The following is a 21652-nucleotide window of genomic DNA, read 5'->3' as shown; positions in this document are numbered from 1 at the left end:
GGGAAGGAAACCGGTGTCAACGCCCTTGCTGGGATCACCGCCGGCAGCAAGCGTGGGCATGGCGTCACAGCCGGACCGGTTGTAAGGCTGCATGGCCCACAGCATGAGGTCGAGCTTGACCGACGACGACAAGACATCTGCCCGCGCGGTGATGAGGCCCGGAAAACGGCCCACGATCAACGACGTGGCGCGTATCGCCTCGGTCTCGAAGAAGACGGTTTCGCGGGTCATCAACCAGTCGCCCTTCGTGCGCGAGGAAACGCGCGGGCGGGTCAATGCGGTCATTGAGGAACTGGGCTTCATCCCGGACCTGCAGGCGCGCGGTCTCGCCTTCCGCCGATCCTTCCTAGTGGGCCTGATCTACGACAACCCCAGCCCGAACTATGTCGTGAACATGCAGCAGGGCGTGCTGGACGCGCTGCGCGGTTCGGGCCTGGAGCTTGTGGTCCACCCGTGCGTGCGGACCGCCGACACCGTGGTGAACGACATCCGCACCTTCGTGGAGCGCCAGAAGCTGTTCGGCGTCATCCTGCCGCCATCGATGTCCGAGGACGAACGGGTCATCCAGGTTCTGCGCGACCTCGACTGTCCCTATGTCCGCATCGCCTCGGTGTCGCTGGACGAGCCGGGCTCCATGCTGGTCACGAACGATCATATAGGCGCGGCTGAGGCCGGCCGGCACCTGGCCGACCTGGGCCACAGGCGCATCGGCTTCATCTCGGGCCCCGAACTGTTCCGCTCGAGTGCGGTGCGCGGCGGGGGCTTCCGCGAGGGGCTGGCCGAAAAGGGACTGACGCTGGACGACCGCTATGTCGCCGTGGGCGCCTATACGTTCGAATCGGGGGTGGAGGCGGCCAGGACCCTGCTCGCCCTCGACCCGCCGCCGACCGCCATCTTCACCGGCAACGACGAGATGGCGCTGGGCGTGTTCAAGGTCGCCCGCGACATGGGTCTGGAGATTCCGCGCGACCTGTCGGTGGTCGGCTATGACGACCTGCCGATGGCGTCGCGGGTGTGGCCGAACCTGACCTCGGTGCGCCTGCCGATCCGCGACATGGGCCGGATGGCGGCGGAGAAGCTGCTGGCGCCGATGCGCGGCCTGGATCCGGCGAAGCTGAACCAGCCGGAGGTGAGGCCGTCACTGGTTGTCAGGGATTCGGCACGGGCGTTGTGAACGCCTTCCTTCTCCCGTTGGGAGAAGGGGGCCGCGAAGCGGACGGATGCGTTTCCAGTCGCTGCGCTCCTGGACGCTCAAGCCCTCTCCCACCGGGAGAGGGTTTCGCTACCTCACGCCGTCTCGAGAACGTTCGCGCCGACGAGGCCCTTGATGTAGTCGCGGATGCCCTCGTCCGTGGCGTTGGCGAAGAAGTAGTCATGGAACTTCTCGCCGGCGACGGCGGCCTTGAGCAGGTCCTGGTCGACGGTCTTCAGCACGGTCAGCATGTCGTGGCAGGTCACGGCCTTCAGCGACTTCAGGATGCCGCGGTTTTTGGCCATGATCTCGGCGCGTTCCCTAGGATAGCCCAAGCCGCGTTCGCCCTCGAAGAGCTTGCGATAGACGTCCTGCAAGTTCAGCTCGGCCGCCCAGCCGAAGCCCTTGGCGTAGGGCATCGAGATGGCATTGCCGTCGTTGATCTGGCCGAACAGGAAGGCGTCGGTCGGGTCGATCACCAGGCCGCAGAAGACGCCCGGCATGGCGTTGCAGGCCAGCATCGAGCCCATGCCCGTGCCGCAGCCGGTGACGACGAAGTCGGCGGCGCCCGAGTTCAGCAGGATGCCGGTCAGCAGGCCGTTCATGACGTAGGTCAGCGACGCCTTATCCTCGGCCGTGTACATGCCGTAGTTGAAGACCTGATGCCCCAGGGGCTCTGCCACCGCCGTCAGCGCATCGTGGATGATGGCGTTCTTCGCCGCCTGGCTGTTCTCGGTGATCAGGGCGATTTTCATGGGTTTCCTCTCGGCAAGTCTTTGGGGCTGGCGAGGGCTCTACCCCTTCGCGGGATCATTTGCATCTGGTTTTGACACCGGTTACCACGCTTCGCAAACGCCGGTTGGAGGATCGCCTCATGGATTGCAGGATTTACCACGCCACCCGTCCGGATTCGATGGTCGGCGCGGGCCATGACGATCTGCGCGACCGCGATCTGATCACGGACTACGCCTTCGTCCGGGCGATGCGCGGCAAGACCATCGACCATACCGACATGACGTCCTCGACGTCAGCCAACTGAAGTAGGGACCCATGGGCAATCCATTCAGCCTGCAGGGCAAGGTCGCCGTCGTTACCGGCGGCAATACCGGCATCGGTCAGGGCATCGCCCTGGCTCTCGCTGACGCAGGGGCGTCCATCGCCTCGGTCGCGCGCCGCGCCTCTGACGATACCGTCGGCCAGTGCCTGGCCAAGGGGGTGAAGGCCATCTCGATCCAGGCCGACCTCGGCTCCATGGAGCCGATCGAGCGCATCGTGGCCGAGGCGACCAAGGGGCTCGGCACCATCGACATCCTGGTCAACAACGCCGGCATCATCCGCCGCGCCGACGCCGTCGACTTCACCGAAGAAGACTGGGATGCGGTCCTGAACGTCAATCTGAAGTCGGTCTTCTTCCTGTCGCAGGCCGTGGTGCGCGACATGATCGCCGGCGGCCGCAAGGGCAAGATCATCAACACCGCCTCGATGCTGTCCTATCAGGGCGGCATCCGCGTGCCCTCCTATACGGCGTCCAAATCGGGCGTCGCCGGGTTGACCAAGCTGATGGCCAATGAGTGGGCGAAACACGGGATCAACGCCAACGCCATCGCGCCCGGATACTTCGCCACCGACAACACCCGGGCGCTGCAGGACGACCCGGTGCGTTCGAAAGAGATACTGGGGCGCATCCCGGCCGGCCGCTGGGGCCAGCCGTCGGACATCGGCGGGGCGGCGGTCTTCCTGTCGTCGGCGGCGTCGGACTACGTCCAGGGCATCACGCTTCCGGTCGACGGCGGCTGGCTCGCACGCTGATCAGCGACTAGCGTAGCGCCATGACGATCCTTTGCTTCGGCGAGATGCTGCTGCGTCTCACGCCCAACGACGGCGAACTGTTGATGCAGTCGCCCGGCCTGACCGTCCGCCCCGGCGGGGCCGAGGCCAATGTCGCCGTGTCCCTGGCCCGCTACGGCGCACCAGCCGCCCTGGCGACCGTCCTGCCCGACAATCCGCTGGGTCATGCCGCTCGCGACGAGGTGCGCAAGCATGGCGTCGACACACGCGGCATCGTCTTCAAGCCCGGCCGGATGGGGCTCTATTTCCTGACGCCGGGCGCCGTGCGCCGTCCGTCGGACGTCCTCTACGACCGCGCCGCCTCGGCCTTCGTCCAGCATGTCGACGGGGCGCTGGACTGGGCCAGGCTGCTCGACAGGGTGGAGTGGCTGCACCTGTCGGGCGTTACGCCCGCGACCGGGCCGACCGGTTCGGCTGCTGCGCTGGCCGCCATCGCCGCTGCGACCAGGGCGGGCGTCAAGGTCAGTTTCGACGGCAATTTCCGCGGCAAGCTGTGGGCCGAATGGGCCGGTGATCCGCCGCGCATCCTGGGCCAGATGCTGGCGGGGTCCAGCCTCGCCTTCGCCGACGACCGCGACTTCGCCCTCGTACTGGGCCGGTCGTTCGATGACGCTGATCCGGCCGAGCGCCGTCGCGCCGCCGCCAGGGCCGCGTTCGAGACCTGGCCCTCGCTGGAGCGGATCTGCTGCACCCTGCGGGTCAACGACAGCGTCCAGGACCAGACCCTGTCGGCGGTCATGATCACCCGCGACGGCGAGCATCACGCAGCCCCCATCGCCCTGACCGGCGTCGTGGACCGGGTCGGCGGCGGCGACGCCTTCGCGTCCGGCGTTCTGTTCGGCATCTACAGGGGCTGGTCGAACGACGAGGCCGTGGCTTTCGGGCTGGCGGCGGCAGGTCTGAAGCATTCGGTGCCCGGCGATTTCAACCTGTTCGACGAGGCCCAGGTGCGGGCCGCCATGGCTGCCGAGGGCTTCGACATCCGGCGCTGAGTATTCATCCCCCATCGGGGGAGGGGGACCACTCTTGCGGTGGAGGGGGCCAACCGCAGCCGCCGACTTCGGGGCTGGCCCCCTCCGTCACGGCGCAGAAGAAGCGCCGCGCCACCTCCCCCGATGGGGAGGAATGGCCTCTAGGAAACCGGTGTCATTAATGTATCGTGATTTCAAGCGAGCGTCAGACTCGTGATCGTCTGTCCCCAGGAAACGACCCGGAGTTCCCCATGTCGCCGACCCCGTCGCGCCGCGCCCTGCTCGCTAGAGGCGCCGCGCTGACCGCCCTGGCCGCCACGCCCGTCGCCGCGTTCGCGCAAGCGTCCCCCGACCGCGCGTCCATACTGGCCACGATGAAACGGGCCACCGCCTTCATGACCGACGAGGTCGCCGTCGGCGGCGGCTATGTCTGGAACGTCCTGCCCGACTTCTCGCGTCGCTGGGGCGAACTGGAAGCCAACCCGACGATGATCTGGGTCCAGCCGCCAGGCACGGCGACCGTGGGTCACGCCTATCTTGACGCCTATCACGCCACGGGCGACGAGCAGTTCTACGACGCCGCCAGGGCCGCCGCAGACGCGCTCATTGCCGGCCAGCACCCGCGCGGCGGCTGGAACTACGTCATCGATACGGCGGGCGAGGACAGCCTGAAGGACTGGTACGCCCGGATCGGAGGCAACGCCTGGCGGCTGGAGGAATTCCAGCACTACTACGGCAACGCCACCTTCGACGATGCGGGCACGGCCGAGGCGTCGCAGCTGCTGCTGCGGGTCTATCTGGAGAAACGCGAGCGCAAATATCGGGCGCCGCTCGACAAGGCGATCCAGTTCGTCCTCGACGCCCAGTATCCGAACGGCGGCTGGCCGCAGCGCTTCCCGTTCGTCGAGGGCGCCGGAGGCCTTCACGGCAATCCGGACTACACCCCCTACATCACCTTCAACGACGACGTGGCGGGAGAGAACATCGAGTTCCTGCTCTACTGCCACCAGGCCCTCGGCTCGAACGACCGGCGGCTGGTCGACGCCATTCAGCGCGGCATGGATATCTTCGTCGCCACCCAGCAGCCTCTGCCGCAGCCGGCCTGGGGGCTGCAACACTATCCCGACACCCTGAAGCCGGCGCCCGCCCGCACGATCGAGCCACGCGCCTTCGCGACCCACACGACGGCGACGAACATCCGGTCGATGATCGGCTTCTACAGGCTGACGGGCGACCGGAAATACCTGGCCCGTCTGCCCGAGGCGCTGGACTGGCTGGACCAGGTCAAGACGCCCCAGACCCTGATCGCACCGGGCCGGACGCATCCGACCTTCATCCTCGAGGGCTCGAACACCCCGGTCTATATCCACCGCCGGGGGTCGAACATTCGCAACGGCCGCTATTACGCCGACGAGAACCCGACCAATCTGGTCATCCACTACGGCTCGTTCCGGAACCTCGACACCGCCGCCCTGCGCGCCGACCTGGACGCGGCGGCGGCGCTGGATCCGGCGGCCCTGATCGCCGCCTCGCCGCTGAAGGCGCGTCCGGGCAAGCTCAAGCTCCCCAAGTATTTCACCCTGCGAGACGTCAGCATCTGGGACATGTCCACCGACGGCCGGCGTCTGCGCGCCGTGGCGGCAGGGCGGGCGGGCGAGCTGGCGGCGAGCCTCAACACGCGCGGCTACTGGCCGACGCCGATGACCACGACGTCGAACCCCTACATCGGCCCGTCGCCCGAGGCGGTCACCGGGGGCGAGTACCAGACCACCCGCGTCGGCGACCTGTGGGACACCTCGCCCTACAACACCGACTTCCCGGTGGAATGCATCTCGACCGAGGCCTTCATCCGCAACCTCGGCGACCTCATCGAGGCGCTCAACCCGCCGGCCGCCTGATGCGGCTGGACCGCCGCGCCCTGCTGACCGGTCTGGCGACGACCCCGCTGGCCGGATGCGGATCCCTGCCCAGAATAGCGATGTCGCCGATCCCCTTCATGAATCGGCCGCCGGTGGACCAGAAGGACTGGGGGACGCTGGCGGACGGCCAGGAAGTGACCCTGTTCACCCTCACCAACGACCGGGGGTCCCAGGCGAGAGTCATGACCTGGGGCGGCATCCTGCAATCGCTGACGATACCGGATCGCAACGGGCGGATGGCGGAGGTCGTCCTCGGCCTCGATAGCCTGGCCGACTATGTCGAGCGGTCGCGCAACTTCGGCGCCACCGTCGGTCGCTACGCCGGGCGGATCGCCAACGGGCGGTACGAACTGGACGGCCGCGAGGTCCAGCTCGATGTCGGAACAGGACCGCACTCGAGCCACGGCGGCCCGGTGGGGTTTGCCAAGCGCAACTGGATGGGACGGCCCGACCTGACCGACGACGGGCCGGGCGTGGTGCTGACCCTGGTCAGCGCCGACGGCGATCAGGGCTTCCCCGGGCGGCTGACGATCTCGGTCACCTACAGGCTGACGCACGACGACCGGTTGACGATCGACTACCTGGCCCTGACCGACCGGGCGACGGTGCTGAACCCGACCCACCATTCCTATTTCAACCTGTCGGGCGATCCGGAACGGCTGATCCTCGATCACGAGCTGCAGATCGAGGCCGACGCCTTCGCCGCCTATGCGCCCGACAAGATCGTCACCGGCGAGCTGGCGCCCGTGGCGGGCACGCCGTTCGACTTCCGTACGCCCAAACCGATCGGACGGGACCTGTTCGAGGTGAACGATCAGCTGCGCATCGGCGGCGGCTACGACCACAGTTTCGCGGTGCGCGGTCAGGGTCTGCGCCGGACCGGGCGACTGTCGGACGCCTTCAGCGGGCGGGCGCTGGAGGTCTGGACCACCGAGCCGGCGCTGCATGTCTATACGGCCAACACGGTCGAACTGGTCGGGCGCGGCGGGGCCGCCTGGCGCCCGCATTGCGGCGTGGCGCTGGAGACCCAACACTATCAGAACAGCCCCAACCGGCCGCGCTTCCCGTCGACCGTGCTGAGGCCGGGCGAGACCTTCCGGTCGCGGACCGAGTACCGGTTCAGCGTGAGTTAGCCCCCCTCCCCTTGCGGGAGAGGGAGATCGCGCACGACGGCCCAGCCGTCGTTCTGGCGCGGTCGGGTGAGGGGTTTCACCGGCGGTCGGCGTGAGCGAGCCGAGCCAGCGCCAACCTCTGACGTCAGCGTGACCCCTCATCCGTCAGCCTTCGGCTGCCACCTTCTCCCGCAAGGGGAGAAGGACAGAGAAAAAGGCCCCGGCGTTTCCGCCGAGGCCCTTACTCAGGTCATTCGCGCTCAATTAGCCCGAAGGGCGGTAGCGCAAAAAGAATGTCCTACGCCTCGTCGGCCGGCTTGTCGGCGGTGCCAGTGACCGGGACCACGGCGCCCTTGGCGGGGCGGACGGTCTGGCGTTCGGCGATACGGGCCGACTTGCCGCGACGGTCGCGCAGGTAATACAGCTTGGCGCGCCGGACGACGCCACGACGCTTCACTTCGATCGACTCGATGTTCGGCGACAGGATCGGGAAGACGCGCTCGACGCCCTCGCCGAAGGAGATTTTGCGGACGGTGAAGTTCTCGTTCACGCCGCCGCCGGCGCGGGCGATGCAGACGCCTTCGAAGGCCTGGACGCGCTCGCGCTCGCCTTCCTTGATCTTGACGTTGACGCGAAGCGTGTCGCCGGGCTGGAAGACCGGGATCGCGCGCACGGCGATCAAACGGGCTTTTTCTTCCGCTTCGAGCGTCTGAAGGATGTTGGCCATGGTTCTATTCTCCTCGGGCTTTGGCGCCCTTTAGCTTTGATTTGGCGGAGGGTTCCGCAGGTCTATTCGCAAGATGCGCGTCCCAGAGATCCGGTCTGCGGTCCTGCGTGGTCTTTTCCCTTTGCGCCTGACGCCAGGCCGCCATCTTACGATGGTCGCCGGACAACAGGATCTCCGGGATGTCGATCCCCTCGAACGTCCGCGGTCGCGTGTACTGCGGATGCTCCAGAAGACCGTCCTCGAAGCTTTCGGAACTCAGGCTTTCGGCCTGGCCCAGAACGCCGGGGATCAGTCGTACGCACGCCTCGATCACCACCATCGCCGCCGCCTCGCCACCGGCCAGGACCGCGTCTCCGACGGAGACCTCCTCGAACCCGCGTGCGTCGAGCACCCGCTGGTCCACCCCCTCGAACCGGCCGCAGAGAACGACAATGCCGTCCGCCTTGGCCCAGTCTTTCACTCGCGCCTGCGTCAGGGGTCGACCGCGTGCGCTCATGTACAAAAGCGGCCGGGGCGACCCTGTCAGGCTGTCTAGAGCCCGGGCCACCACGTCCGCTTTGAGTACCTGTCCGGGGCCGCCACCCGCGGGGGTGTCGTCCAGGAAGCCGCGCTTATCTTCGGAAAAGTCGCGAATGTCCACCGTTTCCAGCGCCCACAGCCCCTTCTCGCGCCAGGCCGTGCCGATCAACGACACGCCGAGTGCGCCCGGAAAGGCCTCGGGGAACATGGTCAGGACGGTTGCGGTAAAGGGCATTCGCGCGATCTAGCGCGCTCTGGCCCGTTCGTCTCCTCCCTGTCGCGCAGCGGCGGGGAGGTGGCTCGGAGGCGAAGCCGGAGAGACGGAGGGGTTCTTGCCACACGAAGACCCCCTCCGTCAGCTCGCCAAGCGCTCGCCGACACCTCCCCATCCCTCCGGGACGGGGAGGAGACGATCACTGCGTCGGTCGCCCGCCTCCGGCCGCGATCCAGGCGTCCACCCGCTCCTCCAGGATGTCCAGCGGAACGCCGCCGCCGCCCAGGACCACGGCGTGGAAGTCGCGCACGTCGAAGCGGTCGCCCAGCGCGGTCTCAGCCCTCGCCCGCAGCTCCAGGATCTTCAGTTGACCAATCTTGTAGCTGGTCGCCTGGCCCGGATTGGTGATGTAGCGCTCGACCTCCTTGACGATGTCGCGCTCCGACACGAGCGTGTTCTGCTGGAAATATTCGATCGCCTGCTCGCGGGTCCAGCGCTTGGAATGCAGGCCGGTGTCCGTCACCAGACGCGCGGCGCGCCAGATCTCGAGCGAGAGCCGGCCGAAGTCCGAATAGGGGTCCTGGTAAAAGCCCATCTCCTTGCCGAGCCGCTCGGTGTAGAGGCCCCAGCCTTCCGAATAGGCGCCGTAACCGCCGAAGCGACGGAAGCGCGGCAGGCCCTCGATCTCCTGGGCGAACGCGATCTGGAAATGGTGGCCCGGCGCGCCCTCGTGGTAGCTGATGCCCTCGACCTGGGGCTTCAGCACCTGGGTCATGTCAGCCAGGTTGACGTAGTATATGCCCGGGCGCGACCCGTCCGGCGCCGGGCGGTTGTAGAAGGCGACCGAGGCCGTCTCCTGACGCCAGGCCTCGACCGCGCGGACCTCCAGCGGAGCCCGGGGCAGGGTGTGGAAGAAGCGCGGCGCCGCCTCCATCGCATCCGCCACCGCCGCTCGCGCGTCGACTAGATAGGCTTCGCGGCCCGCCTCCGTGTTCGGATACTGGAAGCGCGGATCCGTCTTGATGTAGGCGAAGAACTGCTGAAGCGTGCCGTCGAAGCCGACCGCCGTCTTGATCGCCTCCATCTCGGTCTGGATGCGCGCGACCTCGGACAGGCCGATGTCGTGGATCTGGTCGGGCGTCAGGTCGGTGGTAGTCGAGTTCCGGACCCGCTCCGCGTAGTAGGCGTCGCCGTCGGGCAGGCGCCAGACGCCTTCGTTGGAGGTCGCCAGAGGCTGAACTTCCGCCAGGGTCGTCAGGATCTGCTCATAGCCGCGACGGAACGGACCGGTCAGAGCCTCGCGAGCCGCGGCCAGCAGGGTCGCCTTTTCCTCGGGCGAGGCGTCGAGCGCATCCACCTTCTTCTGGAAATCGGCCCAGACCGGGTTGTCGGCCGCGTCGTCGAACGGCGCGCCGGAGATCACGTTGCGGGTGTCGGCGATGGTGATCGGGAAGACGAAGGCGGGCGAGACGAAGCCGGCCTGGGCACGGCGCGTCACGTCGGCGGAGATCTCGCCCATGACCCGCTCGACCTCCACCAGCCGGGCGACGTAGGCGCGGGCGTCCTCGGCGGTGGCGATCCGGTGGTTGTTGATCATGAAGACCGGGATGCCGGTCGCCGGATTGCCGTTGGCGGCGAAGATGTAGTCGTGGTCGCTGAACTGCGCGCCCGAGACCTGGCGCTCCACTCCGTTCTCGAACATCCGCCACGACAGCTGGCTCTGCGGGCTCAGGGCGTCGAAGTCGTGTTCGGCCTTCATCCGCGCCAGCTGGGCCTCGGCCAGGGCGACGGAGCGGACCTCGGCGGCGGGGGTGTATTCGTCCAGCCGGTCGTAGGCTGTTTTCATGCCCAGCGAGGTCATCTGCTGGGGGCTGAGAGCGATTCGTTCGCCGTAGGCGGCCTCGAAGAAGGCGGCCAGCGAAGCGTCGGCCTCAGCCGTCGCAGCCGCCTGGGTCGTCACGCCGGCCGGCGCCGGAGCGAGGGCCGCCGTTCCCAACCCCGCCGCGACAATCAGGCTGAAACTGGCGCAAGAAACGAGAAGACGACGCATCGGGAACTCCCTGAACAGTAGGTCCAGAGACCGTCCCCGATGCGTCGCCGGTATGCAAGCGCGACCAGGGGCGCGCCTGGATCAGGCCTTCGCCGCGATGCCCGTCTCGGCGAGCCATTCGAGAATCTTGCCCTTGGGCATGGCGCCAACCTTGAGCGAGGTCATCTGGCCGTCCTTGAACAGCATCAGGGTGGGGATGCCCTTCACGCCCAGTTTGGACGGGGTCAGCGGGCTGTCGTCGATATTGATCTTGGCGATGGTGACCTGGCCGCCCAGTTCGTCGGAGATCTGTTCCAGGGCCGGGCCGATCTGCTTGCAGGGGCCGCACCACTCCGCCCAGAAGTCCACCAGCACGGGGGTGGACGATTTCAGGACGTCGGCGTCGAAGCTCTCGTCGGTGACCTTGACCGTGGCCATATCAAATCTCTCTTCCCTGGGGGCTACCGGCCGTTCGGCCTACTTGAGCCCGTGATGTTGGTCGAGATGTGGGGCGATTCTGGGGGAAATCAACGGAGGCCCACGCGGTCTGATCTACTCGGCGTAAATCATCTTGCGGGTCATGCCACCGTCTACGGTCAGGACCTGGCCGGTAACGAAGCCGGCCCCCGCCAGATAAAGGACGGCGCCCGCGATGTCGTCGGGGCGGCCGACGCGGCCGACCGGGTGTTGTTCGTGGTCGATCGGCCGGAGGTCCTGCCCGTCGGAGATCCAGCCCGGCGCGATGGCGTTGACCCGCACCTTCGGCCCCAGGCTGATCGCCATGGCATGGGTCAGGGCGACCATGGCGCCCTTGGAGGCGGCGTAAGCCTCGATGTTCGGCTCGGACATGAAGGCGCGCGTCGAGACCATGTGGATGATGGCGCCGTCGTCGCCCAGCAGGGGAATGGCCGCGCGGCTCATGAGGAAGGCGCCGGTCAGGTGGCTGTCGGTGACCTTGCGCCAGTCGCCCAGCGACAGCTCGGACATCGGTCCGCGATCCGGCCCGGCGATGCCCGCATTGTTGACCAGAAGATCCAGGGCATTCCACCCCAGTTCAGCGAAGGCGGCCTGGACCGAAGCCTCGTCGCCGACGTCGCAGATCACGGACAGGGTGTTCTCGGGCCCCGGCTTCAGATCGAAGGCGGCCACGGCCCAGCCGTCGGCGATCAGGGCCTTGCAGATTCCCCGCCCGATCAGGCCCGCAGCTCCTGTGACGATGGCTGTCTTCATGCGGACCTCAAGGGATGAGCGGTCGATCCGGTTCCGGTGAGCCGCTTCGGTCTGAGCACCTCAGCGCAGCCCCGCCAGCGCCTCATCCATCAGCCCCTGCGGCACCGGCATCAGCTTGGGCCCATCGGTCCACACAAGCGCCGCCTCCACCGGGCGATCCGGATAAAGCCGGGCCAGCACCGCGACATAGGTCGCCATCTGGGCGACGTAGGCGGGGTCGGCGTTCTCGATGCGGTCGGGGGCGGGGCGGTTGGTCTTGTAGTCGACGACGAGGACCCGGTCGGGCGTCACCACCAGCCGGTCGATGCGGCCGCTGATGACGACGCCGGGGTGCAGCTTCTCGGCGCCGCCAATCAGGGTGATCTCGGCGCGGGAGCCGGGACCGAAGACGGCGTTGAAGCGGGCGTCGTCGAGCACGCGGAAGGCGGCCTCGATCATCTCTGCGCGCTGGGCTTCGGACAGGTCGCGCTCCTTCGCCAGCAGGCGGGCGGCGGCCCCGGCGCGGTTGGCGGCGCCGATCTCGGGCAGGCGTTCGAGCAGCAGGTGGATCAGGTCGCCGCGCCGGAAGCGGCCGAGCGCGGCCCCCTCCCCGGTCGATGTAACAGCCAGCGGCGACGGGGCGGCGATGCGTTTGGCGCCCTCCATCTGCGACGGGGAGACGTAGCGCGCCGACGGATCGACCGGCGGCAGGGTGCGGGCCCAGGCGGGAACAACCGCGCCCGGGAAGGGCACAACCCGCGCGGTCGCCATCACGACCGGATCGACGCCATAGCGGCGGCGACCATGGCCGATGTCGCGGACCTGTCCGCCGAGGCGGTCGAAGGTCTCGGTCAGGACGGCCCACCAGCTGCCGTCCTCATAGCCCTGTTTCGACCGACCCGAGCCGCGCCCCAGGATGACGATCCGGTCGCGGGCGCGCGTCAGGGCGACGTAGAGGAGGCGCAAGGTCTCGTCGTCGACGCGCTGCTGGCGGACGGCGCGGGCGTCGGCCGAGGCCTCGCAGTCCTCCTTTTCCGAGCCGGGGCACATCAGCCAGGCCTCGGCGCCATCGGCCAGTTCGACCGGCATCAGGGTCGGCCCCTGGGCTTTCGCCCGCGCCGTGGTGTCGGGCAGGATCACCACCGGCGCCTCCAGCCCCTTCGAGCCATGGACGGTCATGACGCGGACCTCGCCGCGCGCCCCTTCCAGCTCGCGCTTCACCTCGACGTCGGCGGCCTCCAGCATCGACAGGGCCGTTTCCAGATCGAGGCCGCCGCGTTGTTCGGCCGCCAGCACCTGGTTCAGGGTCTCGTCGATGGCCTCCTCCGCCTCGCGGCCGAGGCGGGACAGGATGCGGGCGCGACCCGAACGACCGGTCTCGTCCACCCGGTTCAGCAGGGCGGCGAAGAAGGCGAAAGGATCGCGGCCGCGCTGGTCGATGGCGAAGGTCAGCAGGTCGCGGGCGCGGGCCCATTCCGGCCGTTCGCCGGCCCGGTCGCGGAGTTCCTTCCAGAGCTTGCCGCGCCTGGGTTCGGCGCCGGCGAGCTCGAACAGACTGTCTTCGTCCACGTCGCAGAAGGGGCTGCGCAGGACGCCGGCGAGGCTGAGGTCGTCGGCGGGGTAGAGGGCGAAGCGGGCCACGGCGATCAGGTCGTCGAAGGCGATGTGGCTGGACAGCTTCAGCCGGTCGGCCCCGGCCACGGGCACGCCCGCCGCCTTCAGGGCGCGGATGATCTCCTCGAAGGTCGCGTCGCGGCGGCGGACGAGGATCAGGAAGTCGCCGTAGCCGCAGGGAAGCAGCACGCGATCCTTGCGGTCCTGAACGGCGACGCCGGTCTCGACCTGGCGTTTGATCTCGCGGGCGAGGTCCGCGGCCATCCGCTTGCGCGCGCCCTGGACCGGCTCCTGATCGACGGGGTCGTCCCAGGCGTCGCGTTCGGGCGGCTTCTCGTCCTCATAGATGGGCCAGAGGTCGATACAGCCCTGATCGTCGGCGCGCATGGCCTTGTGGACGGGGATGGCGCCGACCTGTTCGCCGACCAGGGCGCGGGTGCGGTCGGGCCCTTCGAACACCGCATCGACGAAGCCCAGCACCTCGGGTGTCGAGCGGAAGGAGGTGGCCAGTTCGACGCCCGTGTAGGCGAAGCCGGCGCCGCGAACGAGGGTCTCGTAGGACTGCGCCTCGCGGTTCAGCCGCTCCGGCCGGGCGCCCTGGAAGGAGTAGATCGACTGTTTTTCGTCGCCGACGGCGAAGACGGTGCGCTCGACCTTGCCGGCCCCGAAACGACGCGATCCGGCGCCGGAGAAGAAGCCCTCGGTCAGGGCGCGGATGATGTCCCACTGTTCCGGAGCGGTGTCCTGGGCCTCGTCGATCAGGACGTGTTCGACCCCGCCGTCCAGCTTGTAGAGGACCCAGGCGGCATTGGCGCGGACGGTCAGCAGCTCGACCGTGCGGGCGACGAGGTCGCCGAAGTCGAGGGCGCCACGCCGGGCCTTGGCCTGGTCGTAGAGGGCGCAGTGGGCCTGGGCCAGGGTCAGGACGTGGACGGTGTCCTCGGCGACGCGCGCCTTGCGGACCTGGCCGAGGGTGGCGACGACCTTGTCCTGCAGGGCCGTCAGCCAGTCGCGGGCGCGGGCGGGCGCGGACTTGGTGGCCATCGACTTGCGCGGCGCGCCGCTGGTCAGGAAGACCGAGGCCACCTCGGGGAAGGTCCAGTCGGCGGCGTACATGCGGTCGGCGCAGCCCTGGTCCGTGACCGAGCCGGTGGACATCAGTTCGGCGATCTCGAGCCAGTCGCCCCGGTCGAGGAAGCGCATGAAGTCGGACTGGATCGACGCCACGTCGCCGTGGGGATCGGCGCCGACGAGGGCGTAGGGGCTGATCGTGGGGTCGGCGGCGATGCGGGCGACATAGTCGATCAGCCGGGCGCGGTCCTGCTCGATTCGGGCCAGCAGGCTCTCGAAACTGGCCCAGTCGAGTTCGACGGCGAAATGGGCGTAGGCGCGGCCGATGCGGCCGTCGGCGTCGGCGAGCGCGGCGCGGGCCAGGTCCTCGCGCGCGCCGTGGGACAGGGCGATGGCGGCCTGATCCTCCAGCACGGTGAAGCCGGGGGTGACCCCGGCCTCCAGCGGGAAGCGGCGCAGCAGCTTTTCGCAGAAGGCGTGCAGGGTCTGGATCTTCAGCCCGCCCGGCGTGTCGAGCGCCTTGGCGAAGAGGTTGCGCGCCTTGGAAAGTTCGTCGGCTGACAGCGTGGCCCTGACCTGACCGCCAAGGTCGGCGAGCGAGTCCTCCAACTCTTCATCACCCATAACCGCCCAGTCGCCGAGGCGCTGGAACAGCCTCGCCTGCATCTCGGCGGCGGCGGCCTTGGTGTAGGTCACACAAAGGATCTCGCCGGGCTGGACCTCCTCCAGCAGCAGCCGGGCCACACGGTCGACGAGGGTCGAGGTCTTGCCCGAGCCGGCGTTGGCGGTGACGAAGACCGACTGGCGCGGGTCGGCCGCCGCGATCTGGGCGGAGTCGGGCAGGATGCGGACGGTGCTGTCCGGGCTCATTCGGCGTCTCCGTCAGCGCCGGCGACCGCCCATTCCCAGACGCGGGCGAGGTGGTCGTAGTTGCCGCCGAAATTGCCCATGAACTGGGGCGCGACCCAGCTCAGGTAGGGGGTGGTCTTCTCGTCGAACCGGGCGACGCGGGCCTTAAGGCCGGCCAGGGCCGCCATCGACAGGTCGGAGGCTTCGGCGCCCTGGGCTCGAACTTCGGATTTGCCCGGCTCCTTGCGGCCGACGACCCGGACATAGGTCAGTTCCTCGGGCTCAACGGGGCCGGAGGTCTTGAGGCCCGCTTCGGCGAGGATGGCGCCGGTCAGGGTCAGCTGGGGGGCGAAGCCGGACTTCACCTGTTTGGCCGAGGGGGCGGCGCCGGTCTTGAAGTCGAGGATGGCCGCGCCGGTGGAGGACAGTTCGATCCGGTCCGCCTTGGCCGTCAGGGTGAAGGGGCCGCCGGGGGCGTCGAAAGTCAGGACGACCTCCTCCTCGACGCGGATCTCGATGCCGCGCGCGCGGCGACGCAGCTCGAACCCGGCCAGCCAGCGAGCGCAGTTGCGGGCCAGAGGACCCTCGCGCGCCATGGCGGCGTCCTCGAAGCCGTGGTGAGTCAGTTCCTCGTGCAGCAGGGTCGCGATCTCGGCCTCGCAGTCGTCGGGCAGCACGTCGGGCCAGCTGAGCGTCAACCGCTCGACCGCCTTGTGGACGGCCTGGCCGCGCGCCAGGGCCTCCGCGGACTGACCCGGCCGGTCGAGCTGACGCAGGTTCAGCACATAGCGGGCGTAGACAGCATAGGGATCGCGCACCCAGCGCTCGACGCCGGTGACCGGCAGCTGACGCGGGCGGCGGTCGACAGGGGGCTTGGGCGCAGGGCGTTTCGCCAGCCCTCCCTGACCGGCCACCGGCGCATCGAGGGCGCGGGCGGCGGCGAGGGTTTCTGACGGGCGGTCGATCTTCACCCCGGCGCCGCGTGTGAGCATATCCAGCCGCCACAGCCAGCGGGAACGGACGGCAGGCTGGCCGCCCCGGCGTTCGGAATGGACGAGTATGGCCTCAGGCGCGCAGGCGGCCTGGACGAAATCCTGGGCCGTCTGGCCGACGCGACGCTCGGGCGGGGGCAGGCCGAGGGTCTTCCTCATCGGGCGCGACAGGAAGGGATCGATCGGCGCGCCCTGCGGCCAGACGCCCTCCTCCAGCCCGGCCAGGATCATGCGATCGGCGCGGACGAGGCGGGCCTCGATAGCGCCGAGGATGCGCAGGGAGGGATGGGTCGCGCCGCCGGTGCGCACCGTGGCGTCATGCAGCAGGGAGGCGACCAGTTCGGCGAAGTCGTTGGCGCTGACGGCGCCGAGCGACGCTCCGCCCTCGATCAGTTGCGACAGCAGCGAGGCCGCCGCCTCTCCGTCCGGTCCGGCCCAGACGTCGACGCCGGCGAGGGCCTCGACGAGGGCGGTCAGGTTGCGGGCGGCCCGATCCAGAGGCGCCGCGCGACCGGGGGAGGCGGCAGCGGCGAGGGCCTGAAGCCGGCCGGCGAGCGCGGTCGCCCCGGCGAGGCGCGCGAGGGCGCCGTCGGACGGGGGCTGGCCGTCGCGGCGGGGTTCGGCGGCCTTGGTCAGGCGGGTCTCGATCCGGGTCCAGTCGCGGGTGCGGGGGCCGCGGAAGGCGACCTTCTCCAGCTCGGCGACGGCGTGGGGCGTGGCCTCGGCCAGGGTCGTCAGTGCGTGCTTGATCAGGGCCAGCACGGTCTGGGGCTTCAGCGGATCGGCGATGAAGCGGGCGGCCAGATCGACGAGGACGCCGACCGGCATCTGGTCCAGCGTCGCGCCCGAAGAGCTGTCAGCGACGACGCCCCAGCGCTCCAAACGGGCGGCGACGCGACGGCCCAGGGCGAGGTCGGGGGTGACGAGGGCGCAGGTGCGGCCGGGGGTTTCGAGCGTCTCGCGCATCATCAGGGCGATGGTCGCGGCGGCGTCCTCCTCGGTGCGGGTCGCGACGACGGACAGGCCTTCGAGGCCGAGCGCGATGGGGTCGGCGGCATAGCCCGCCCCGGCGGCGTCTGCGCGCAGCCGGGCAATCTCGGCGCGCCAGTCGGCGGTGGCCTCAGCGGGACGCAGGGCCTCGTTGATCAGTCGCTGGCGGGCGAGGCCGCGCGCCTCGACATCGGACACGGCCGGGCGGCGGAACCAGGGACGGACGGCGGCGCGGTCGGCGCCGGCGCGTTCGAGGAACCGTTTCAGCGCGCTCTGCGGATGCTGTTCCTCGATGGCGTCCCAGGCGGCTTCGCTGAGGTCACGGTCGAGGCCGGGGAGGACGACGCAGCCCTGGGGCGCCCTGGCGACGGCGATCAGGACGTTGGCGGCGGCCTTGACCGTGCCGGTCGAACCGGCGGCGATCACCGGACCCTGGGGCGGGTGGCTGTTCCAGCGTTCGGCGAGGAGGCGCAGCAGTTTCGTCCGTCGCCACGAGGCGTCAACAAGGCCGAGTTCGGCCAGCCGCTGCGGCCAGGCCTCGACGGCGAGACCGAGGAACTGCGCGGACCGACGCCAGTGCTCGGCGAAGTCCTCCTCGACGAGGGTGGCGATGCGCTCGGGCGCCTCGACCTCCTCGATATGGCAGGAATCGAGGAAGGCGCCGAGGCTGTCAGCCAGCTCCAGCGCGCGCATCGGCGACAGCGCAGCATCGTGGTTCTCGACGATCAGACGCGCCATCTCGAACCGGCGCGTCAGGGGGGCGATGGCGGGCGGCAGGTCGAGACCCAGTTCGCCGGGAGTGAACGGCGGCTCGTCCTCCTCCAGATCACCCAGCGGGCGCACCTGGGGCAGGAGGACGGGGCGGTCGCCGCTAAGGGTCGAAAGGGCGCTGGTGAAGGCCCGCGCCGCCCGGCGATTGGGCAGGAGGATGGTGGCGTCGGACAGGGTCTCGGGCGCCTGGTCGCCCAGCCAGTCGAGCACGCCGGCCGCCAGGTCTTCGAGGAAGGGTCGGTGCGGGGGGATGACGAACCAGCGTGGGTCGTCTTTGCCGCCGTCTCCCGGGAAGGGGTTGAACGCCGTGCTCACTCACCCGCCCTCAAGCAGCGGGCCGCCACGCGGTGAGAGGTAGGGCGCTTCATGTGCTCAGCCTGGCCTCGGCCTCGTCGCGCGCCTGAGGGTCGCCGACGTGCATCCAGTCGCCGTCGAGGACGCAGCCGTACAGCCGCCCCGCCGCAGCCGACGCCCGCCACAACGGGCTGAGCGAGAAGGGTCCGTCCGGCCCGCCGTCGGCATAGTCCGGCCGGGTGATGTGGACGCCCATATAGGCGAAGGGCGCAGAGGGAGCCTCGCCCCGGAAGGTCAGGCGTCCATCGTCAGCGAGGAAGAAATCTCCGTCGCCCTCGAACCCGATCGCGCCCTCGCGGGTGGCCAGCAGGAGACAGGCGTCCATCTTCACCGGGTCCCACAGGCGGACCAGTGCGTCGGCCCAGGGCGTGTCGCCGCGATCCATCCAGACGCTGTCGATATTGGCCACGAAGACGGGCGCATCGCCGAGCAGAGGGTGGGCTTTCTTGAGTCCGCCGCCGGTCTCCAGCAGCTCGGCGCTTTCGTCGGAAATGACGATCCCGGGGCCGCGTCCGCGCGCGGCCAGATGCGCCTCCAGCCGGTCGGCGAACCAGTGGACATTGACCACCGCCATTTCGACGCCCGCATCGGCCAGCCTGTCCAGCACGTGGTCGATCAGGGCCCGCCCTCCGACCTCGACGAGGGCCTTGGGTCGATCGTCGGTCAGGGGGCGCATGCGGGTGCCGAGGCCCGCGGCGAGGACCATGGCTGTCTTCGGACTGGTCATGCGCGCAGGTCTGCAGGGACGTGCTTGTCGAACCAGCGGGCGACGCCTTCGAGGCCGGGCTTCGTCAGGTTGGCGTTCAGGTGGGCCCACATGCGCGGCATGAAGGCGGCGTAGCGCGGCTTGCCGTCGCGCACGATCAGCCGGGCGAAGATGCCCAGGATGCGGGCCTCGTTCAGGGCCGCAAGCCCGGCATAGGCGCGCAGGAAGGCCGGGCGGTCGGCGACCTCGGCCATCTCGAGATAGCGGTCAAGCGCCTCGGCCTCGAGCGACGGCGACACATCGCGGCGGGCGTCCTGGAGCAGGGAGTGCAGGTCCCAGGAAGGGTGGGCGCGCACCGCGTCCTGGAAGTCGATCATGCCGACGCGGGCCGGGCCTTCGCGCTCGGGCAGCCAGATCAGGTTCTCGGCGTGGTAGTCGCGGTGGGCCACCACCGAGGCGCCGGCCTCGCCATCGGCGACGATGGGCGCCCAGGCGGCGTGCCAGTCCGCGATGGCGGCGTCGTCGAAGCGTAGTTCTGTCTTCAGCTTGGGCGCCCATTCGACGAACAGATCGGCCCCGCCCTGGAGCGCGGTCTGGTCGTAGACCTGCAGCGGCCATGGACCCGCCGCGCCGGTCAGCATCGGCGGCGTCGGCGCCGCATGCAGTTCGGCCAGGGCGTCGACGGCGGCGAGGTAGAGGGGGGTCTCCTCCTGACCGGCCTCGATCACGCGGGCGAACAGGTCGTCGCCGAAATCCTCAAGCACGGCGAGACCCGCAGCGGCGTCGAGCGCGACGATGGCGGGCGCCGATAGACCGACGGAGCGAAGGTGGGAGGCGACGGCGGCGAAGGCCTCGATCCGCCCGGCGGACAGGCGGGCGATGGCGTTCCAGCCCTCGGCCTTGCGCCGCTCGGGCGACCAGGAGGGATCGGCCGGCGGGCTCTCGGCCGCCGCGACCTGATCCATCAGCATCAGGCCCGGTCCGTTAGCGGGGGTCAGCCGCTCATAACGGCGCGTCGAGGCGTCGCCGGGCAGGGGCGCCCGGCGCGCGTCGGCGAGGCCGACCCCGGTCAGGAAGGCGACCCGCTGGGTTTCTCTATCGGTCAGGTCAGACATTCAGGTTCTTTGACAGGCTTTCGACGACGTCATTGATCTTCTCTGCCCACGCCCCTGCGCCTGAAACGGTCGCATGCCGTCCCTCGCCACGTTCTTCCAGGGTGATAGTCAGGCGGTCGGGCCCCAGGGCGCTAGCAGGATTGTCGCCCAGTCGTTCGGGCCATTCGATCAGGGCCGCGCCGACGTCGAGTGCCTCGTCCAGGCCGATCTCGAACGCCTCTTCAGGCCGGGTCAGGCGATAGAGGTCGAAATGGGCGACGGGCGGGTTCGTCTCATAGAACTGGACCAGGGTGAAGGTCGGCGAAGGCACGTCCTCGTCCTCGCCCGCCAAGGCCCGAATCAAGCCGCGCGCCAGGGTCGACTTGCCCATGCCGAGAGGGCCGTAGAGCAGGACGGTCTCGCCTGGCTCGAGACGCGGGGCCACAGCGCGCCCGAGCGCCGTGGTCGCCTCCGCATCGGCCAGATCGATCCCGACCATCAGGCGAAGTCCGCGTCGGGCTGGCCGGGCAGAACCCGCTCAACGAAGGCCTTCAGCGCATAGGTCGCACGGGGCGCGTCGATATCGAGACGGGTCGGCGGGATTGGCTTGCCGACGCTGAGACGGAAGGGCTTCTTCCGCTTGTTCAGCAGCTCGTGGAACAGGGTGATGTCCCGCAGCTCCGGCGACACCCGATTGAACAGGTGGAACAGGGTCGACCAGGGGCCGCTGACATGGATCGGAATGGTCGGTGCATTGTATTTCCGCGCCAGCGAGGTCGCGGTCGATGCCCACTCCGGGTCGGTCAGCTGTCCGTCTTTTCCCACGCGGGAAATCCGTCCCGCGGGGAACATGACCACGCAGCGTTCCGCCTCGAATGCGGTCTTCGCGGCGTCCAGGGTGACGCGGGTCTTCGCCCGCGTACGCTTGTCGACCACCCATTCGACCGGGATGAGGACCTCGTCCAGCCGGGGCGAGACGCGGACGGCGTCTGCGTTGGCGAAGTAGATGGCGTCGGACCGGCGGCGCTTGATGGCATCGTAGACGGCGATTCCGTCGGCGATCCCGGTCGGATGGTTGCAGACGACGATGCAGCGGCCGGTGGCCGGCAGCCGATCGAGGTTCAGGCTCGACACCTTCAGGTCCAGCAGGTTCGACACATGGTCCAGCGCCGCCCGTCCCGACAGAGGCGTGATGGCGTCGGCCATGTCCCGCGCCTGGCCATAGCCGAGGATCGAGTAAAACACCGGGCGAACCACCGGCCAGAGGATCGACCCCGTCAGCTGCGGCGCCCGTTCGGCGATCAGGACGTCGACGACGTGATCCGACCGTCGCGCGGGGACGGCGGCAGGCTCGGTCGTGGCGGGCGGCGAAGCGGTCATCCACGCCCCTTGTCGCCTCTGGCGGGAACACAGGCAAGCGTGTCCACCCCTCCCGTGCACCCCGGCCAAGGCCGGGGTCCAGATCGAGGAC

General features: G+C 69.2%; 18 protein-coding genes. 6 read left to right on the top strand and 12 right to left on the bottom strand.

Translation table 11 applies throughout. The features are described 5' to 3' along the window. Positions 1 to 115: 115 nt before the first annotated feature. Positions 116 to 1174 carry a LacI family DNA-binding transcriptional regulator gene (locus ACP7A5_RS04960; RefSeq protein ID WP_426040867.1) on the top strand — a complete coding sequence of 353 codons (1059 nt, stop codon included), beginning with the start codon at positions 116 to 118 and terminating at the stop codon, positions 1172 to 1174. A gap of 113 nt (positions 1175 to 1287) precedes the next feature. Here the strand turns inward: ACP7A5_RS04960 and ACP7A5_RS04955 are convergent, their stop codons facing one another. Then, positions 1288 to 1947 (bottom strand): RpiB/LacA/LacB family sugar-phosphate isomerase, encoded by a 660-nt coding sequence (locus ACP7A5_RS04955; protein ID WP_426040866.1) that lies wholly within the window; start codon positions 1945 to 1947, stop codon positions 1288 to 1290. Positions 1948 to 2066: 119 nt separating this feature from the next. Here ACP7A5_RS04955 and ACP7A5_RS04950 point away from each other — a divergent pair, with 119 nt between their 5' ends. The 5 genes from ACP7A5_RS04950 (at position 2067) to ACP7A5_RS04930 (ending at position 7063) form a co-directional block, all read left to right on the top strand. Continuing rightward, entirely contained in the window at positions 2067 to 2231 is a 165-nt protein-coding gene (locus tag ACP7A5_RS04950; protein WP_426040865.1) for a hypothetical protein, read from the top strand. A gap of 11 nt (positions 2232 to 2242) precedes the next feature. After that, positions 2243 to 3001: a 2-dehydro-3-deoxy-D-gluconate 5-dehydrogenase KduD gene (gene kduD / locus ACP7A5_RS04945; protein WP_426040864.1), complete on the top strand. Its 759-nt coding sequence runs from the start codon at positions 2243 to 2245 to the stop codon at positions 2999 to 3001. A 20-nt stretch (positions 3002 to 3021) separates the two neighbouring features. Next, positions 3022 to 4032, top strand: a complete 1011-nt coding sequence (locus tag ACP7A5_RS04940) for a sugar kinase (RefSeq protein ID WP_426040863.1) — start codon at positions 3022 to 3024, stop codon at positions 4030 to 4032. Positions 4033 to 4262: 230 nt separating this feature from the next. Next, complete coding sequence (locus ACP7A5_RS04935) at positions 4263 to 5909, top strand: pectate lyase (RefSeq protein ID WP_426040862.1); 1647 nt, start codon at positions 4263 to 4265, stop codon at positions 5907 to 5909. Further along, entirely contained in the window at positions 5909 to 7063 is a 1155-nt protein-coding gene (locus ACP7A5_RS04930; RefSeq protein WP_426040861.1) for an aldose epimerase family protein, read from the top strand. The genes ACP7A5_RS04935 and ACP7A5_RS04930 overlap by 1 nt, the downstream gene beginning before the upstream one ends. Positions 7064 to 7340: 277 nt before the next feature. Here the strand turns inward: ACP7A5_RS04930 and rplS are convergent, their stop codons facing one another. The 11 genes from rplS to ACP7A5_RS04875 form a co-directional block, all read right to left on the bottom strand. Beyond that, positions 7341 to 7769, bottom strand: a complete 429-nt coding sequence (rplS, locus tag ACP7A5_RS04925) for a 50S ribosomal protein L19 (protein WP_303696550.1) — start codon at positions 7767 to 7769, stop codon at positions 7341 to 7343. Positions 7770 to 7773: 4 nt separating this feature from the next. Continuing rightward, positions 7774 to 8523, bottom strand: a complete 750-nt coding sequence (gene trmD, locus ACP7A5_RS04920; RefSeq protein WP_426040860.1) for a tRNA (guanosine(37)-N1)-methyltransferase TrmD — start codon at positions 8521 to 8523, stop codon at positions 7774 to 7776. 178 nt (positions 8524 to 8701) lie between these two features. After that, positions 8702 to 10552, bottom strand: a complete 1851-nt coding sequence (locus tag ACP7A5_RS04915) for a DUF885 domain-containing protein (protein ID WP_426040859.1) — start codon at positions 10550 to 10552, stop codon at positions 8702 to 8704. Positions 10553 to 10633: 81 nt separating this feature from the next. Beyond that, positions 10634 to 10969 (bottom strand): thioredoxin, encoded by a 336-nt coding sequence (gene trxA, locus ACP7A5_RS04910; protein ID WP_426040858.1) that lies wholly within the window; start codon positions 10967 to 10969, stop codon positions 10634 to 10636. A gap of 114 nt (positions 10970 to 11083) precedes the next feature. Continuing rightward, on the bottom strand, positions 11084 to 11761 hold the full coding sequence (locus ACP7A5_RS04905; protein ID WP_426040857.1) for an SDR family oxidoreductase: 678 nt from the start codon (positions 11759 to 11761) through the stop codon (positions 11084 to 11086). Positions 11762 to 11821: 60 nt separating this feature from the next. Continuing rightward, positions 11822 to 15295, bottom strand: coding sequence for a double-strand break repair helicase AddA (addA, locus tag ACP7A5_RS04900; RefSeq protein WP_426040856.1), 3474 nt, complete (start codon positions 15293 to 15295; stop codon positions 11822 to 11824). After that, complete coding sequence (gene addB / locus ACP7A5_RS04895) at positions 15292 to 18342, bottom strand: double-strand break repair protein AddB (protein WP_426040855.1); 3051 nt, start codon at positions 18340 to 18342, stop codon at positions 15292 to 15294. Before addB ends, addA begins: the two co-directional genes overlap by 4 nt. Positions 18343 to 18391: 49 nt before the next feature. Then, a complete protein-coding gene (murU, locus tag ACP7A5_RS04890; protein WP_426040854.1) occupies positions 18392 to 19108 on the bottom strand; it encodes an N-acetylmuramate alpha-1-phosphate uridylyltransferase MurU in 717 nt (238 codons plus the stop codon). Further along, positions 19105 to 20202 (bottom strand): N-acetylmuramate/N-acetylglucosamine kinase AmgK, encoded by a 1098-nt coding sequence (gene amgK, locus ACP7A5_RS04885; RefSeq protein WP_426040853.1) that lies wholly within the window; start codon positions 20200 to 20202, stop codon positions 19105 to 19107. The genes murU and amgK overlap by 4 nt, the downstream gene beginning before the upstream one ends. Next, on the bottom strand, positions 20195 to 20680 hold the full coding sequence (tsaE, locus tag ACP7A5_RS04880; protein ID WP_426040852.1) for a tRNA (adenosine(37)-N6)-threonylcarbamoyltransferase complex ATPase subunit type 1 TsaE: 486 nt from the start codon (positions 20678 to 20680) through the stop codon (positions 20195 to 20197). The genes amgK and tsaE overlap by 8 nt, the downstream gene beginning before the upstream one ends. Next, the gene (locus tag ACP7A5_RS04875) at positions 20680 to 21561 is read right to left on the bottom strand and encodes a GNAT family N-acetyltransferase (protein ID WP_426040851.1); all 882 of its coding nucleotides are present in this window, start codon (positions 21559 to 21561) and stop codon (positions 20680 to 20682) included. The genes tsaE and ACP7A5_RS04875 overlap by 1 nt, the downstream gene beginning before the upstream one ends. Positions 21562 to 21652: the final 91 nt, after the last annotated feature.

The organism is Brevundimonas sp. TWP2-3-4b1 (assembly GCF_049897665.1).
Taxonomy (GTDB): domain Bacteria; phylum Pseudomonadota; class Alphaproteobacteria; order Caulobacterales; family Caulobacteraceae; genus Brevundimonas; species Brevundimonas subvibrioides_B.
This window is presented reverse-complemented; position numbering and strand designations above follow the sequence as displayed.

Bases quoted from the DNA above. Each gene is read 5' to 3' on its own strand.
- ACP7A5_RS04955 (WP_426040866.1), bottom strand. From the start codon at position 1,947: ATGAAAATCGCCCTGATCACCGAGAACAGCCAGGCGGCGAAGAACGCC.
- ACP7A5_RS04950 (WP_426040865.1), top strand. From the start codon at position 2,067: ATGGATTGCAGGATTTACCACGCCACCCGTCCGGATTCGATGGTCGGC.
- kduD (WP_426040864.1), top strand. From the start codon at position 2,243: ATGGGCAATCCATTCAGCCTGCAGGGCAAGGTCGCCGTCGTTACCGGC.
- ACP7A5_RS04940 (WP_426040863.1), top strand. From the start codon at position 3,022: ATGACGATCCTTTGCTTCGGCGAGATGCTGCTGCGTCTCACGCCCAAC.
- ACP7A5_RS04935 (WP_426040862.1), top strand. From the start codon at position 4,263: ATGTCGCCGACCCCGTCGCGCCGCGCCCTGCTCGCTAGAGGCGCCGCG.
- ACP7A5_RS04930 (WP_426040861.1), top strand. From the start codon at position 5,909: ATGCGGCTGGACCGCCGCGCCCTGCTGACCGGTCTGGCGACGACCCCG.
- rplS (WP_303696550.1), bottom strand. From the start codon at position 7,769: ATGGCCAACATCCTTCAGACGCTCGAAGCGGAAGAAAAAGCCCGTTTG.
- trmD (WP_426040860.1), bottom strand. From the start codon at position 8,523: ATGCCCTTTACCGCAACCGTCCTGACCATGTTCCCCGAGGCCTTTCCG.
- ACP7A5_RS04915 (WP_426040859.1), bottom strand. From the start codon at position 10,552: ATGCGTCGTCTTCTCGTTTCTTGCGCCAGTTTCAGCCTGATTGTCGCG.
- trxA (WP_426040858.1), bottom strand. From the start codon at position 10,969: ATGGCCACGGTCAAGGTCACCGACGAGAGCTTCGACGCCGACGTCCTG.
- ACP7A5_RS04905 (WP_426040857.1), bottom strand. From the start codon at position 11,761: ATGAAGACAGCCATCGTCACAGGAGCTGCGGGCCTGATCGGGCGGGGA.
- addA (WP_426040856.1), bottom strand. From the start codon at position 15,295: ATGAGCCCGGACAGCACCGTCCGCATCCTGCCCGACTCCGCCCAGATC.
- murU (WP_426040854.1), bottom strand. From the start codon at position 19,108: ATGACCAGTCCGAAGACAGCCATGGTCCTCGCCGCGGGCCTCGGCACC.
- amgK (WP_426040853.1), bottom strand. From the start codon at position 20,202: ATGTCTGACCTGACCGATAGAGAAACCCAGCGGGTCGCCTTCCTGACC.
- tsaE (WP_426040852.1), bottom strand. From the start codon at position 20,680: ATGGTCGGGATCGATCTGGCCGATGCGGAGGCGACCACGGCGCTCGGG.
- ACP7A5_RS04875 (WP_426040851.1), bottom strand. From the start codon at position 21,561: ATGACCGCTTCGCCGCCCGCCACGACCGAGCCTGCCGCCGTCCCCGCG.